Here is a 15200-nt window from a genome sequence, read left to right as displayed (position 1 = left end):
TTGCGCGGCATTGGCGGTCCGGCGGCCTCTCGCCGAAATGGCGCTCCTCAGCATGTATGCCGCCTTTTTGCAGAATTCAGTCGCATGCCACCAGCAGGCATGGTGGATGAAGCAAACATCCGACTGCTTAATCCATCAATTGATGAACCGCGGGCACTCAAACTAACGAAACTGCTGTCTTTTCATCGGGCTAGCGTGGTCTACCAGCTGCTTTGCCGAGGCCCTACGACGAACCCACTGGTGCAGAATACACACTGACGGCCTGTCGACCTGGATGTTCGCTGCGTTGAGGAGGAATCCGGTATTGCCCCTGTGCCTGCCGATGATCCGCCGTCTGAAATCCCCGCACCTGTTTGGAGCCATCGACCGCCTGCCGGCACTCGGCAGACCAGTTGGCAATAAGACGTTCGAGGTCGTCAATCCGTCGACCGGCGAAGTTTTGGCAGAGCTTCCCGATATGGGCGTGGAGGAGACACGTGCTGCGGTAGACAAGGCCTATGTTGCGCAGTCGGGATGGGCCGCGTTGACGGCCCGAGAACGTAGCGACGTTCTTTGGCGATGGCATCAGCTGATCATCGACCATGCAGGCGATCTCGCCGCGATTCTGACTGCGGAAATGGGCAAGCCGCTTGCCGAAGCCATTTCAGAGGTATCGCATGCGGCGGCGTATCTGCAATGGTATGCCGAGGAGGCCAATCGCGTCTATGGCGAGACGATCTCGGCACCCTCGACAGACCGCCGAATGCTAGTGATCAAGCAGCCCATCGGCGTTGTTGGCACGATCACGCCATGGAATTTCCCGGCCTCCATGGTGGCGCGCAAAATCTCGCCGGCCTTGGCTGCGGGCTGCACAATCGTGCTCAAGCCCGCTGAACAGACGCCGCTCGTGGCTGGCGCAATGTTCGCCCTCGCCCATCAGGCCGGCTTTCCCGATGGCGTGGTCAACCTGATCTATGCGTCCGAAGGTGATCGCGTGGGCCGTGAACTCTGCACCAATTCCAAAGATCAGCTTTACCGGTTCGAACGAGGTCGGACGGCTGCTGATGCGTCAGTGCTCTGACCAGATCAAGAAGGTCAGCCTTGAAACCGGCGGCAATGCACCTTTCATCATCTTCGATGATGCCGACATTGACGGTGCTGTTGACGGTGCGGTCCAGGCGAAGTTCCGCAATGCCGGCCAGACCTGCGTTTCCGCGAACCGCATTTACGTCCAATCGAGCGTTCACGATGAGTTCGTCAAGAAATTCGTGGAAAGAATCCGGCACTTGTCGGTTGGCGACGGATTCGATGCCGGAGTGGACATCGGACCGCTCATCGACAAGCATGCTCTGGCCAAGATCGAGTCTCACGTCGCAGATGCCATTGCGAAAGGCGGCACAATACGATGCGGGGGCCAGCGTATCGGCAAGAATGGCACGTTTTTCGAACCCACGGTCCTCACCGAGATTTCCAGCGTCATGGCAGTCGCGCAAGAGGAGACATTCGGGCCGCTCGCGCCGATCATTCGCTTCAACGATGCGGATCAGGTCGTGCGCGAGGCCAATGACACGATATACGGCCTCGCCGCATACTTCTATGCCTCAAACCTGAAGCGGGTCTGGCGTGTGGCAGAGGCTCTGGAATATGGCATGGTTGGCATCAACACGGGACGCATGTCCTCGGAGGCGGCACCGTTTGGCGGGATCAAACAATCCGGCATCGGGCGGGAGGGTTCCCGTCATGGCCTCGAGGACTATCTGGAAATGAAATATCTTTGCATGGGCGGGATTTGAAACCTGCTGCACTGTCTCTCCGCCCCACCGGGGGGCGGCCTGCGGTCAATGCCGCCACCTAATTGGAAGTTCCAAACGCCGTTGACCTGAAACACGGATGCCCGGCAGGAGACTGAGCTCGCTGTCGGGCCGGACATGCCTTGGGAGGGCATAAGTCAGCGCTCCTAGGGCCGATGGGCCACTCAGTTCGTGCGCCTTTTGCCGATTGCGTTGCATGTGCCGTGCCAAGCCAAAAAGCATTGATAAACCGCCGATGGATCAGCTTTTGCCCTGTTGCGCATTCTACATTGTGGGATATGCGACAATGCCCAAGCGGTTGAATCGTCGTGTTGCAGAACCCCAGACGGGTCATGACTGCTATTCTTAGGACAGTGCGCAGCAAGCCGCTACTCGCTGCACTCCAGGCACACCATTTCCATAATCAAGCGGTGGGTGCTATGTTGACCGAGCTGTCGACCAGGGAACGGTGTGAGGCCTCAGATCCCTCCATATTGTTGCACCCGCCGGTCCAACAGGACTGCAGGTCCGGCCTCAAAGGATCTTGGCTGCTATGGCGACATTGCGGTGCACGCCGCTTTCCGACCAATGATGTGCGTCCAGGTCGAGGCCGGCCCTAATGAACCACCGCCTTGGCACCCTCGCCCATCTCATTTCGGCATCGACAAGCTAGACCAGAGCGCACTTGCAAGGCGCCATGCAGTCCTGTCGGCGGGCGAACTGTTGGTGACGGGTACAGCTGCGAGCGAACGTTCATCCACCGACGCACAGCGCGGACTGTCGCTTTTCAAATTAGGAAATCTCTGTAGCCACCATTCATGAGCGCGCGGCCACGCGAGACGGCCCGACGGATGCGGTCGCGCAGATGATCGCGAGGATCCGCCCAGTCGGCATGGACGCGCCGTTGACCGATGAGAACTTCGGCGAGCTCGCGATGAGGTGCTCCGGCGAGCGAACCGTCGAGCGCACGAAGAACGAAGGACAAACGAACGCCGCGCTTTTCCGGCGCAAACAAGCGGGGGGGCAACTGTTGCCCTAGACTGAGAGCATTGAGGCACTCCAGTCCCCTCAGTCGATGCTTTAAAAGCACCGCGGGCCAGATGGCTTGCGTATGCAGGCAAACAGGGTGGAGGATATTCGCGCCCGAGACGGCGAGCTGCAGCGCGTGGTCCGCATTGCGAAGAAGAACATGCTGGCTCTTGTCGGGCGCCAGCAGGACGATTGCACGACAGGGCAATGCCGAGAGTTCGAACGGCGGTGTCGGCGACGAGGCAGGCAACCGTTCCGCAATGACCGGCAGCACATGGACGCACCAGAGCGGACACCAGAATACGACCGAAGCGCGGCCACAAGACTCCGCGAAACAGAACACCCCAGCGTGACAGGTCGCCGGCCGACGCGACCATATCGAGAAAGGATTGGAGAGACCAAGTCTTGCAATGCTGGCGCGCAGCGGTCAGATCGCGCTGGAACGCTGGATTGCGGCGTAAGAACTCCCAAGCCCACTCCCGCAGCGTCAGGCCAGCGGTGTAGTCGTATGATCTTTCATCCCGCCAATCGGCCTGATCCGCGCCAGTCAGGAGATTCATGACTGACATCCCCTGCCCGCGCCTGCGTGCGTCGAAACATTATGCCACTTCGCAAAGCATCGGCGAAGGCAGCAGACGTCGAAGACCCCGTTTCGTTGAAGCGTCAGCCATCGCCACTGTCGGCGACAGAAGATGTGCCCAAATTGCCACCAGACCGTCGAACTGGCACAGCGACGGCCAGCGCGACCTGGAATTGATCCCGTAACGGTCATCGGCTCCTGCGTCGCGATCCAGACGTCCCTTGAAGGCGCAGTAGCGCGGCAGTGGATCGCACGCTGCTTGTCGGCAAGTTGTCGTAGCGGCGGCGCCATAGGCACGGTCATCGGAGGGTCTCCTGCGGCAAGCTTTCGCCATTGGAGGCCAATCTCCCCGCTAGGGCAGCCTGTGCAGTTGCACAGGTGAAGCGGATCAATCAGGGGGAGCCATGGCGGAAACTGGATGATGGCGGCTTGAGGAGAGCGGCGTATCGAGGCGGGTGATGAAGCCTGCCAGTACCTCTCAAGGAGAGTGATACGCCATGAACGAGACTATCAACACATTGTTCGCCTTCGTCAGCCCGACGAAATCGATGATACCCTGACGGATGTACTTCGCAGCGGCGCGCGCAAATTGCTTGCGCATGCGATCGAGATGGAGGCCGAGGCGTATGCCAAGGCGGTCGACTGCCTGACGAAAGATCATATTGCGTCGCTGGCGCTCTACGATTTCCCCGCCCAACACTGGGATCATCTGCGAACGTCCAATCCCATCGAAAGCGTCTTTGCAACCGTTCGCTATCGCACGGTGCGTACCAAGGGCTCGCTATCCTCGAAAACCGCCCAGCTGATGGTCTTCAAGCTGTTGGCCGCGGCCAGGAAGTGGCGACGATTGAAAGGACAAAATCAGTTGCCGAAACTCATCGCAGGTGCCAGGTTCCTGGACGGAATCCAGGTCATCGAAACGAAGCCGCAGAGCGCCGCTTGATCAGCCTCGTCACCCAAATTCCAGCATAGCTCCATCGGAACTGCCAGCCTTCCTTGCCGATCAGGCGCATATCAGCGCTGACGATACCGAGGACGGCGATGGCGGTCACCTCCAGGCCGCCGAGTAACGACCCTCAAAACACCGCACTGGTCGAGGCCAGCCTGAACCGGTATCTTGTGCCTGCCCTCGGGAGTCGCTCTATCCACCATGTGATCGACACCGACATTGCTAACATCACCAAGAAGATCGTCGCCGGGGGTCACCCGCAAGCGGCTAACACGGCCTTCTGGTGTATGCGGGCATTTTTCAACTGGTGTCGCAAACCGCCGCAACGGCTCATCCGCGGTTTCCCCGCGAGGGATTGGAAAATCCGGATCCGGCCCCGATCGTCAAGCGCAAGCGAGTGGTGAACGATGCCGAACTGGCGGCTATATGAACGGGCTGTGAGCCCGAACCGGGCGATATCGGCTATTCGTTCGGCTCCATCGTCAAGCTGCTCATTCTGACCGGACAGAGGCGTACGGAAGTTGCCGCGATGCGTTGGTCCTCAACCTTGAAGCCGGAACATGGAACTATCGGGTGACCGCACGAAGAACGAAGAGCCTACGCTTATTCCGCTGTCCACACTGGCGGTGTCGGTCCCCCAGACGGTACCGAAGACCAATGACACGTTTTTTTCCCTGCGAGGGGCAACGAAAGAAGCCACTTCTCAGGCTACGCGAAGGGCAAGAAGGCTCTAGACGGCAAGGTCAATACTGACGGGGTGGCTTTGGAGAACTGGACCCTTCACGATCTGCGCAGGACGCTCGCGACAAATCTCGGCAGGCGGCAGGTATTGCCACACGTCATCGAGCACATACTGAATCACAAGGCGGCGTCCTTGACAGACATTGGCGAAATCTACAATCTCTATAGCAACGTCAAGGAGAAGCGCGAGGTGTTGCAGATGTGGTCAAATCACATCGAATGGCTGATCAAGCAGGCTGCGGATGACGCTCTGGCGGCGTAGCTGCTGGCATGGGCGGAAGATGCGGCGCAACAATCGTCAGAGCCTCATCGAATTGGAGATCATGCTTGACCAGCAAATGCGCGGCCAATGCTTCGATGGCTGACCAGTGATCGAGTACTAGCCGGGCCGTGCGATCTTCGATCCGCCTCCAACGGGGGCGGCGCGGCATCAGGAACCGCAACTCACCATAGATTCGCTTGGCATCCGCGTAGTCGCTGCTCCCCTCATTCCCATCGGACGCATTCATCGCCATATCGCGCGGGTCCAGATAGCCTTCGAATGCGGATTCTGCAAAAGGACCTGCCAGACACGCAACTATCTCCCGGATCGCATCATCGCGTTCCAAACATCGATCCATATCGTCCTCGAAAATCGGCTTTCGCTTCGAGGTGAATCCTTGCGCTGAATAAAAACCCGCGCCTTCGACAACACCACCGCACTCTCCGTCACCGACGTCGGGGTAAATACTAACACTTGAGAAAGCAGGGAGTTCACGGTCGTCGTCGAACGTCTGACGGTGCAAAACGATGGCGGCCACCGCGTGCCCGGCTTCGTGATGCGCCACAAGCGGCAGATATTGGGAGGCTACATTCATGCGGTGCGGCTCTCAGGTCTAGTTTGCTTTTGCGCATAGGACCGCAATTGTCGTGCCAACTGGGAAAATCGTTTCGGGCAATGCGATCGCTCCGATAGCGTTGCGTCTCCTGTCTGACATTGTTGGGAAGTCGACACGCGCCCGTCGCAATGCGGTCGACCTTCCGCGCGAGTTGGGTGACCCGTGAAGGCGGCCGACCAGGACGATGTTGCGCTGATCGGCGACGAAGGCGCGGCCGGGCGAGATCGCGCATCAGGGGGTGACCGGCGTGTCGGCGAAGTCGAAGTCGTCGATGTCCTTGGCCAGCGGCAACTTGGCGACAGCGAACTGGTATTTGATGGAGCGGGCCTGCTTCTCCGATATCTCGGCCTGCAAGAGATCACCGACAATCCTGGGCGGCTCGTGCCGTCGCTTGATGGCGACGCGCCCATGATCTCGTCATAGGCTCTGCGCATTCCGTAGAGCTTCAGCGCTCCCATCAGTTCCAGTACCTCGGTGCGTTCCATGGCTGTTTGTCCTCCTGAGACTGTCATAGCGGGTGCAGTCGGCGACCGCTCGTGAGCTAGCTTCAGCGCTTGGGGAATGGAAAGGATCGTGCCCGGCGCCGGATCGCGGCTGCGGGCCAGGATGTTGAGGATCACCGGCGCCGACGATGCACCGTGCTCGATGGCTTCCTGACAGGCGGCCTCGACCGCGCTCAATCCGTCGGTCAGCACCCAGGTGAGGATCAACACCATCTGCCGGTCGACGTCATCAACCGCCTTGAGCTGCGCCGCACCTTCTCCATTGCCGACCGCACGACCCAGCCAAGGAACGGCGCGCGCCGTGTGCCAGGGATCGTAGGCGACCTCGTTGCGGCCAAAGGAGCGAACGTGTTCTCCCACGACCACGCCATCCTCTGGCGGATGCGATCCGATCGACATAAGCATGGATCTCGATGGGCCGACCGACGGCACTCGACAGCACCGAGTATTTGTTGTTGTCGAAGCGCACCGTGCAGGTCTTCGACACCGACGGGGGAATGCAATGGAAGCCGTCGAAGCGACCGGCAGCCGCTCCCGCTGCGGCTTGGCCGCATTCGCCGACAGCAGCCGGTCCCGCGTCTCACGCCGAGCTCCCATGCGGGGATAGGGCTGGTGCTTGCGCTCGTAGCGGAACTGCGTCTCCTCAGAACGCAGGACCTTGCGCACCACCTTGCGCGAGATCTTCAGCTCACGGCAGATCGCTTTGATCGACTTCCCCTGGACCAGCGACAGCCGACGTATCTTTGCAATCGTCTCTAAAACCAACATCCAAAACACAAATGCCTCCGATCAAGCCGGAGGCATCTTGATGACCCCATCGTTAAGGGGTCCCGTTTGGACGAAAATCACCCTTTAAACAGGGTCCCCATTCCACGAAAAATCAATGCACTACCTTCCAAAGCTGCGAGAGATCGCCACCGACCGCTTTGAAGGGGCTTTCGGCGGTCTCGTCAGCGAGGTTGTGGCATGAAGAAACATCAATCCACAGCATTGGGCCGAAGCATGCCACGGGCTCATGCCGCGGGAGAGCGGGAAGATATTCTTGAAAGAAGAAGCGGTCTCCGACATCAATACCGACAGGATGGGCAGCTTTCTCACATCACTTGAGGTCGAGCGTGGCAGTTGCGACCCGCAATGCAAGGCTGGCGGCGATGCATGCCTTTGCGCGGTTCCTGATTTCGGAGCACCCCGAATATTAGGATACGCTGCAACTGGTGGTGACACTTCCCTTCAAGAGGGCGCGTGGGTGGCACCTGTCGAATATCTCGATGAGCCCGGAAATCAAGAGCGTCCTGGCGCGTATCGTCCGCCGCACGCCTTCTGGACAGCGGGATTACGCTCTGTTTTCGCTGATGTTCAATACGGATGCACGAGTTCAGGGATCCTGAATCTTCGATTGTGACCTTCGTCTGGTATCGCCCTGTCCCGCCGAGCAAAGCAACGACCGCCCCACACTGCTCACCCGGTTCGGTGTTCCATACTTGCTGCGCACACATGGCTGCGGGCGAAGGAACCACCATGGCGGAAAAAAGCATCCATCATCGCCCTTTGCGGGACACGACGGCCATCCACCTCGTCAAGGCGGGTGTTGACATCGCCACCATCAGTCGATGGCCAGGCCACTCGGGCTGAACTAACGATGCGCTACGCCCAGGCCGGTATCGATATGAAGCGGCAAGCGCTCGAACAAGGCTTCCCCGACGTGATGTCATCGGCAAAAGATCAGACGATCATCGCTTTGATGGCTGGATGTTTGGCTGGCTGCACCGCTTGTAGACGCTCAGTTATGTGGAGTTGTATCGCGGGAAGTCGCGCGTCTTGGGCTTTTGCGGTGTCAGCTCCACATCTCTCCGCAGTGCACGTTGTCACTGTTGAAGAGCCGTTTGTTCAATCTTCGTCCTGGCACGGCAAGGGTTGTCGATATTGTGGGCGTCTTGCGCTTGCCGAGCTTGTCCGAAATCCAGCGCCGGATCAGGCGTGAACACTGTTGCGTAGTTCGTCAGCCAGAGCGCGGAGAACGTCGGCGCTTCCTTCCAGCGCCGTAAAAGCGTAGGGATTGAGGAACTGTCGGCCCCAGAACAGATTGCGATCTGTGCCGGATAGCGTAGCTTCCTCGCTGACACGCGGCCAATTCTCCGCAATGCATCGGAGCTGGCCTTCAACAATCGCAAGAGCTTCCGGCGCGCTGAGCAGGAAGTGATGCGCCGCTTCAAGGCAGGACGCTATCCGGCTCATGCGGTTATTGCCGCTGATGAGCATGGCCTGGCTGGCCTCCTGGCCACTGCGGGCCTGCGGACAAATATCGTACGCAGGCGTGAGGGTGAGCTTAGCGCCGTCCCAGAATGCCGCATGGTTGCGGGCATGATCGTCGGTGTTGCCGCAAAGTATGTTGAAGACAATGCGGCTGAACAACTCGCGCAGAGTTTCCGACGGCGCGGTGAATCGGTGGCGAATGATCTCCGCCAAATCCTGGTAGCTGGCGTAACGCGCCATCATCTCATCGAGCGCGAGCATCGTCAGCGCTGAGACCATGGATTTGCGTTGCCAGCCGCCCGTGACCTTGATCCGGTCGAATCGCTCGACGAGCAACACGTCGTTGCCTGCGGCGCGAACGAGCGAGACGGATGCCGCTCTGATGCCGCACAAGGCGGCAAGCCGCATGGCTATGAATTCTCCTTTGACGACGCTGTAAAGGTCGGCAGACGAGGAAAATTTCGCGACATGCTTGACGGCGTCACCCTCGATCAGCGCCTTTGGCCTTGCGCCGCCGATCGAGCTGCCGTGATGCAGCGCCTGATCTAATTCGGGGGTGAGCGGAATACCTTTCTCTACCCGCTCCGCCGATTGGACAAGCTCTTCGAGAGTGGCATTGGCCAGTGCGCGCGGCTCGTAATGCATTGGCGAAAACTGAAAATCGAGCGCGCCGATGCGGTCCGAGCCTGATTCCAGCAAGAACGTCAGTTCTGAAATATCGAGCCGCGCGATTTCATCGCCCTTCACACCGAATTTGCGGTTTAGGATAACCCGTCGTCCCCAGGCATCAGGGGCAGCATCGCGGATGCATCCCGGCATGGTTAGGCCAGGAAGCAAAGGCAATTCGCCTGCCTTCAGGGGCAGTTCCGGGAGATAAAGCGGGATCGCGCTTCCCAGTTCACGAAAGCTCCTGCCATAGTTGAAGCTGACGAGTCCGTCATGGGCATATAGCCGCCCGGCGACAACCGGCGCGGTCTCGCCCGGCAGCCAGACCCAGACATAGGCTTCGTCGTACTTGGGGACCTTAGAACTCATCGACGATCTGCTTGCCGGCCTTGTAGACGTGCTTCGGCAGCAGCGCGATGCGATCGTCCATGCGGCCTGTGAGGGCTGTGATGCCATTGCCGTCGGCATCGAACAGCTTCACACCGACAATGGCAGCAGCTTCGAACATCAGTCCGATTTCGACTTTGGGATCGCCCTTCTCGATGCGCTGCAGGGTGCTGCGTGAAACACCGATTCTCTCGGCTAACTCCTGTGCGGTTAACCGGTGCTGCATCCGGCCAAGCCGGATGGTCTTACCGAAAAGGCCAAGCGCTTCCATCGCGTAGCGCGAATAGGTGCGTTTATACGTTGCCTTCATTCGGGTCTCTGTGACCTATGCATGATCCATATCGCCTTCTTTCGAACTTTATATAGGTAATGTCACAGAGCGACTGCCAAAGTCAAGACTCCGTATCGCAAGCGTTACCCATCCGAACGAGGAAGGCGGATATTGCCGACGGCTCCTGCACAACCGGCCAGCTCTGCGCGTCTCGGGCGAGGCGGAGATCTGGCGCTGGATCGCGGACAGCCTTGAGACGCCTCGCATGAGTCATTCATGGGCGGTCCCTGGTGCGGGGCCGCGGCGCTCGACTGCTGGCCGACATTCTCGGCGGCGGGACCCGCATCCGGCTACACCAGCACTTTTCGACCGCATACGCGCCCAGCTTCTCTCCGAAATCATTGCCAATGAGCGCGAACCTCATGCGATCGCCGAGCTGGCCTGGCGGCGCGGAATCTACGCACGCATCCGTATTCGAGACCGCCCAAGGGAGGCTGACTAGCGTAACGCCCTCCGATCTAAGCGCCTTCCACAAAGCCGCTTTCGCACGCGACGGGCTGCATGTGGCGGTCGTAGGCGACATAGATGCCAAGCCCTGAGAGTAAGGCTCTACCAGCTGTTCGGCGATTTGCCTCAGAAACTGGCGCTTGCCGGCGCGAACCAGTGGTATCGCGAGGGCGAGCACGCCGAGCGCTTTTCCTCCGCCCTCCACTGACCACAGACCCGCACGCAACGAAGCCGCGCTCGATCTTATCGTGGCGTGGCTAGGTGCAATGTTTGCTCTCGCCATCAGGCCGGCTTTCCCGATGGCGTGGTCAACCTGATCTATGCGTCCGAAGGTGATCGCGTGGGCCGTGAACTCTGCACCAATTCCAAAGATCAGCTTTACCGGTTCGAACGAGGTCGGACGGCTGCTGATGCGTCAGTGCTCTGACCAGATCAAGAAGGTCAGCCTTGAAACCGGCGGCAATGCACCTTTCATCATCTTCGATGATGCCGACATTGACGGTGCTGTTGACGGTGCGGTCCAGGCGAAGTTCCGCAATGCCGGCCAGACCTGCGTTTCCGCGAACCGCATTTACGTCCAATCGAGCGTTCACGATGAGTCCGCCGAGAAATTGTGGAGAAGGTCCGGCACTTATCAGTGGTCCGACGTCTACTCCCGGAGCGAAGCCGTCGCCAACCCAAGATCGAGTCCCACATCGCAGATGATAATTCGATGCGGGGCCGAACGATAAATATGCATGCTTTGGCCACCCCGAGGCAGGGCTCATTGAGATGATCCGACCGCCTTGGAACAAAGATGGGGTAGAGCAGATGAAGCGTTGGCAGCGTGTCTCCATTCGACGCGAGCGCTTAGGATGGGATCACGATCATTCGCATCACGCGCAGCCGCAAGGGCGATGCCATGGCTACTTTGGAATCGTTGAAGTGGTTTGAGCCGGACAGTCACAAATACACCCGTTACGCCGCGGCTCAGGAAACGGGGCGGCGTCCGGCGGTGGAGGTGCTCGCTGACTTAAAAAGGGTGCGGGCAGTCGTTGCGCTTGAGAGCGACGACATTTGGGATCCGGCACGGGGTGACCTGCTGCCAATCGGCAGTTAACAGGGTCCGACAAAAGTGTGCACAACATGCTGCTGAAGTGGCCTCCGGAAGCGCTACCGGAAGTTACGCGTCTTGAACTTGATAGGGTCGATATGGTCATACTGCATCGACGATGTCGCGCCCCTTCGGCATGCCGCGCGGATCGATGCCCGATCCGCCGTGATGAGCCTCGTCCCTCGGCCGTGCGGCAACGGAAACGGCGTCTTGCGGTTTCCCACGCTGGCCAGCCCGGCCGACAGATCGGTCAGCTCGTGGGCGACGAGGTGCACCACCTCCTCTTCCGTCGGATGCGTCCGCGGACGCCGAGCATGGCCGAAGCAAGAAGCACGCGCCGGAATTTCTCGAGAGATCTTGACCCAGACGACGACGTTTGCCGCACCCGTCTCATCCTCCAGAGGAACATGAAGCCTTTGGCCGAGCCCGGCCGCTGCCGGACCAGCACCAGGCCGGCGGCCTCGAGCCAGCTTCTGCCTCGCGCCTGCATAGCATCCTGACAGGTCACGGTGCGGCGCCGGTTAGGCGGCACGCCGATTTTGGCAACGCTAGCCTGTGAACTGAAGAATGAAGGTCGGACTTGCGGCACATCGATTAGGTTCAAATGATAAGTTGCTGCCCGGCGAGGTCGTTTCAGCGCATCTCGACTGGTGGGTCGGCAAGACAATGCGGAACGGAAATGATCGCAGGCGTAAAGGACGGCTTTCGGGGCCGGAAGCTTCAGGCCTGGAACCGGACCCCAGTTTGGCGCAAGCATCGTGGCCTCCGCCCGGTCAGGCATTCACCGGCTCGCGAAATGCCAATTGATTCTGCTTAACCGGGCATACCTAAACGGCCACTTGCGTTCCGATCTCGACCACACGTCCGGTCGGGATCTGGAAATACTCCGTCGCGTCGGCGGCCGTGCGCGCCAAGCCGATGAACAGCTTGTCCTGCCACACCGGCATGCCGGAGTTGGGTGACGCCTTGAGCGAGCGACGCGACAGGAAGAAGGACGTCGTCATGATGTCGAACTTCCAACCCTGCTTGCGGCAGATCGCCAGCGCACGCGGGATGTTAGGCTGTTCCATGTAGCCGAAGGTCAGTGTCACCCGCATGAACAGCTCATTGATCGTTTCCATCTTGATCCGCTCGCTGTCGGGCACCACGGGCTGCTGCGCCGTCACCACAGAGAGGATGACGTTCTGTTCGTGCAGCGCCTTGTAGTGCTTCAGGCTGTGCATCAACGCGGTCGGCGCACTGGCGGGATCGCTGGTCAGGAACACGGCCGTACCGGACACCAGCTGCGGTTTCTTCTTCAACAGATTGCCCGCAAGGAAATCGAGCGGAATCTGGTTCCTGCGCGTCTTGTCAAATAGATACCTGCTGCCTCTTATCCAAGTCCACATGGTCATCACGATCACTGCGGCAATGGCAAGCGAGGCCCAGCCGCCTTCGAATACCTTGACGATGTTAGCTGCAAAGAAGCCGGTATCGATGAAGACGAACACCGCCATTAAGGCTATCGCGACGCCGAGCGGCCATTTCCAGATGCGCGTCATCACAACAAAAAGCAGTATGTTCGTCACCAGCATATTGCCGGTCACCGAAATACCGTAGGCCGAGGCCAGCCGGCTGGATTCGCCGAAGCCGACCACCAGCAGCATCACCACCAGCGCCAGCATCAGGTTGATGCGCGGCAGATAGATCTGGCCCGACTGTTTTTCCGACGTGTGCTGGATGACGAAACGCGGCAGCATGTTGAGCTGTACCGCTTGCCTGGTCAGCGAAAAGGCGCCGGAGATCACCGCCTGGCAGGCGATCACGGTCGCCGCCGTGGCAAGCACGACCATCGGAATAAGCGTCCAGCCCTGGTTCATCTCGAAGAACGGATGACCGACAACGCCGCCATTTGCCAGCACGAAGGCGCCTTGCCCGACATAATTGAGCAACAGACAAGGGAACACGATCGCCAGCCAGGCGAGCACGATCGGCTTGCGGCCGAAATGGCCGAGGTCGGCGTAGAGCGCCTCGGCTCCGGTGACGGCGAGGAAGACTGCACCAACCGTAACGAAGGCGACGTCAGGCGAGTTGACCAGGAACGACACGATGTAATGCGGGCTGATTGCCAGCAGGATTTCCGGGTCGTCCATGATGTGGTTGAGCCCGGAAAGGCCGATGGCCAGGAACCACAGCGCGGTAACGGGTCCGAACACCAATCCTACGCCGCCGGTGCCAAACCGCTGTACCGCAAACACGATCGCCAGGATGGCCAGTGTCAGCGGCACCACATAGGGCTGGAACGTCGGCGTGACGACATTCATACCTTCGACCGCCGACAGTACCGAGATTGCCGGCGTAATGACGGCGTCGCCAAAAAAAAGCGCCGCGCCGACGATGCCGATGCCGATGCCGATGCCGAGGATCACCGCAGAGCAGGTCGGGAAACTGTTGCGCGCCAGCGCCATAAGCGACAGCACTCCGCCCTCGCCTCGATTGTCGGCGCGGAGCACGAACATGATGTATTTGATCGTCACGGTGATCGTCAGGGACCAGATGATCAGCGAGAGTACGCCGAGGATGTCGCCACGGCTGGCGACGTTGCCACCCGCTGATGCATGCAACGCCTCGCGAAATGCATAGATCGGGCTGGTGCCTATATCGCCATAAACGACACCTAGTGCGCCCAACATCAGCGCCTTGGTGCTGTGCTGCTCGACCTCAGAATGGCTCGATTGTTCGACAGGTTCTGCCTCGTTACCAGCATTGGTAAGGGCCATGGACGACACTCCGATAAGCGCGCGGTGCTCTACGCTTGCTGCACTGCAATATCAAGTTCCGTCACGTAATGTCTGCCGTCTCGCCTGTCGTTGCTCGCCTTGGTAGACTCGCCAGCCCGCAGCCCTACCGAGCAGCAATAGCGCCCCGGCAGAACCCTCAATCGCCCAGATCAATGAATGGTTATCGCCCACAGTGCCCCCCCGCGATGCGGCCGATGGCGACCAGGGTGTCGTGGGCGCACAAGGATGGCGCTTTCCTGATGACGCCGTGCTCCAGGTGTGATCGCACCGTTGCTGCGCAAGCCATTTACTTGCTCGTCCCAGCGAGGACCGTGGCCAACTGGAACGCAGGGCCACGCCGCTCACCGGCCGCACTTTGCGGCGCAGATAACGATTCGATCTCCGCGGCGAGATTCTGGTTGAAGAAGCCACCAAGCTTGTCGAAGGACACACGGTCGTAATATCGACATGCCAGTATCCGCAACCCAGAAAAGCTCCTTGGGCTCCGCTGCGCGCGCCACGAACAACCCGATCTTCTCTGCGAAGAGGACGCCGTAATCCTTCAGGTTGAAGCCAAACCGGGGGGCGGCCGTGACGTATGGGCGAAGGGCTAGGAGGCGGGTTCGGTGAGGAACGGCATTGATGTCCACGCCGTCTCCTGGAAAGACAGAGGAATGCGGTGTCACCGACTGGCGCCGGAGGTTGATCCGGTGATTAGGAGGAGCACTCGTTGTCGGATTCTCGACGATGTCGGACATCTGACACAACGCTGCCAGAGCGATCACGTTGTTCCGAAACGATTTTCCCAGTTGGCA

8 protein-coding genes and 7 pseudogenes are annotated in these 15200 nt (G+C 59.6%); 6 read left to right on the top strand and 9 right to left on the bottom strand.

Annotation, left to right across the window (positions count from 1 at the left end; all coding sequences use genetic code 11):
- Positions 1-322 precede the first annotated feature (322 nt).
- A pseudogene (locus tag P9254_RS24555) lies at positions 323-1772 on the top strand (NAD-dependent succinate-semialdehyde dehydrogenase).
- A 784-nt stretch (positions 1773-2556) separates the two neighbouring features.
- On the opposite strand, the gene P9254_RS24550 reads toward P9254_RS24555, so the two are convergent.
- Both P9254_RS24550 and P9254_RS29160 read right to left on the bottom strand, forming a co-directional pair.
- Positions 2557-3072 carry a DUF2285 domain-containing protein gene (locus tag P9254_RS24550; RefSeq protein ID WP_224570032.1) on the bottom strand — a complete coding sequence of 172 codons (516 nt, stop codon included), beginning with the start codon at positions 3070-3072 and terminating at the stop codon, positions 2557-2559.
- A gap of 115 nt (positions 3073-3187) precedes the next feature.
- A pseudogene (locus P9254_RS29160) lies at positions 3188-3358 on the bottom strand (transcriptional regulator domain-containing protein); the annotation flags it as partial.
- 591 nt (positions 3359-3949) lie between these two features.
- On the opposite strand from P9254_RS29160, the pseudogene P9254_RS24545 reads away from it, so the two are divergent.
- From P9254_RS24545 to P9254_RS24540, 3 genes and pseudogenes are all read left to right on the top strand, one after another.
- Positions 3950-4321, top strand: a pseudogene (locus P9254_RS24545) (transposase); the annotation flags it as partial.
- 760 nt (positions 4322-5081) lie between these two features.
- A pseudogene (locus P9254_RS29155) lies at positions 5082-5198 on the top strand (hypothetical protein); the annotation flags it as partial.
- A gap of 3 nt (positions 5199-5201) precedes the next feature.
- Complete coding sequence (locus P9254_RS24540; RefSeq protein WP_135907184.1) at positions 5202-5330, top strand: hypothetical protein; 129 nt, start codon at positions 5202-5204, stop codon at positions 5328-5330.
- Here the strand turns inward: P9254_RS24540 and P9254_RS24535 are convergent.
- From P9254_RS24535 to P9254_RS24525, 3 genes and pseudogenes are all read right to left on the bottom strand, one after another.
- Positions 5296-5925 (bottom strand): hypothetical protein, encoded by a 630-nt coding sequence (locus tag P9254_RS24535; protein ID WP_127371024.1) that lies wholly within the window; start codon positions 5923-5925, stop codon positions 5296-5298. The genes P9254_RS24540 and P9254_RS24535 overlap by 35 nt on opposite strands.
- A 192-nt stretch (positions 5926-6117) precedes the next feature.
- Positions 6118-6431, bottom strand: a pseudogene (locus tag P9254_RS24530) (ATP-binding protein); the annotation flags it as partial.
- Positions 6364-6975 (bottom strand): annotated as a pseudogene (locus tag P9254_RS24525) (Mu transposase domain-containing protein); the annotation flags it as partial. The pseudogenes P9254_RS24530 and P9254_RS24525, both read right to left, overlap by 68 nt.
- Before the next feature lie 516 nt (positions 6976-7491).
- Here P9254_RS24525 and P9254_RS24520 point away from each other — a divergent pair.
- Entirely contained in the window at positions 7492-7851 is a 360-nt protein-coding gene (locus P9254_RS24520; protein ID WP_126066776.1) for a hypothetical protein, read from the top strand.
- Between the two features lie 569 nt (positions 7852-8420).
- Here the strand turns inward: P9254_RS24520 and P9254_RS24515 are convergent.
- Positions 8421-9737, bottom strand: a complete 1317-nt coding sequence (locus tag P9254_RS24515) for a type II toxin-antitoxin system HipA family toxin (protein ID WP_063169281.1) — start codon at positions 9735-9737, stop codon at positions 8421-8423.
- Positions 9727-10026, bottom strand: coding sequence for a helix-turn-helix transcriptional regulator (locus tag P9254_RS24510; protein WP_210326673.1), 300 nt, complete (start codon positions 10024-10026; stop codon positions 9727-9729). The genes P9254_RS24515 and P9254_RS24510 overlap by 11 nt, the downstream gene beginning before the upstream one ends.
- Before the next feature lie 764 nt (positions 10027-10790).
- On the opposite strand from P9254_RS24510, the pseudogene P9254_RS24505 reads away from it, so the two are divergent.
- A pseudogene (locus P9254_RS24505) lies at positions 10791-11139 on the top strand (aldehyde dehydrogenase family protein); the annotation flags it as partial.
- Between the two features lie 546 nt (positions 11140-11685).
- Here P9254_RS24505 and P9254_RS29150 read toward each other — a convergent pair.
- Positions 11686-11904, bottom strand: a complete 219-nt coding sequence (locus P9254_RS29150; RefSeq protein WP_063169286.1) for a hypothetical protein — start codon at positions 11902-11904, stop codon at positions 11686-11688.
- 549 nt (positions 11905-12453) lie between these two features.
- Complete coding sequence (locus P9254_RS24495) at positions 12454-14385, bottom strand: potassium transporter Kup (RefSeq protein ID WP_063169287.1); 1932 nt, start codon at positions 14383-14385, stop codon at positions 12454-12456.
- Positions 14386-15200: the final 815 nt, after the last annotated feature.

Origin of the sequence: Mesorhizobium sp. WSM4983, assembly GCF_029625765.1 — a bacterium.
GTDB lineage: Bacteria > Pseudomonadota > Alphaproteobacteria > Rhizobiales > Rhizobiaceae > Mesorhizobium.
This window is presented reverse-complemented; position numbering and strand designations above follow the sequence as displayed.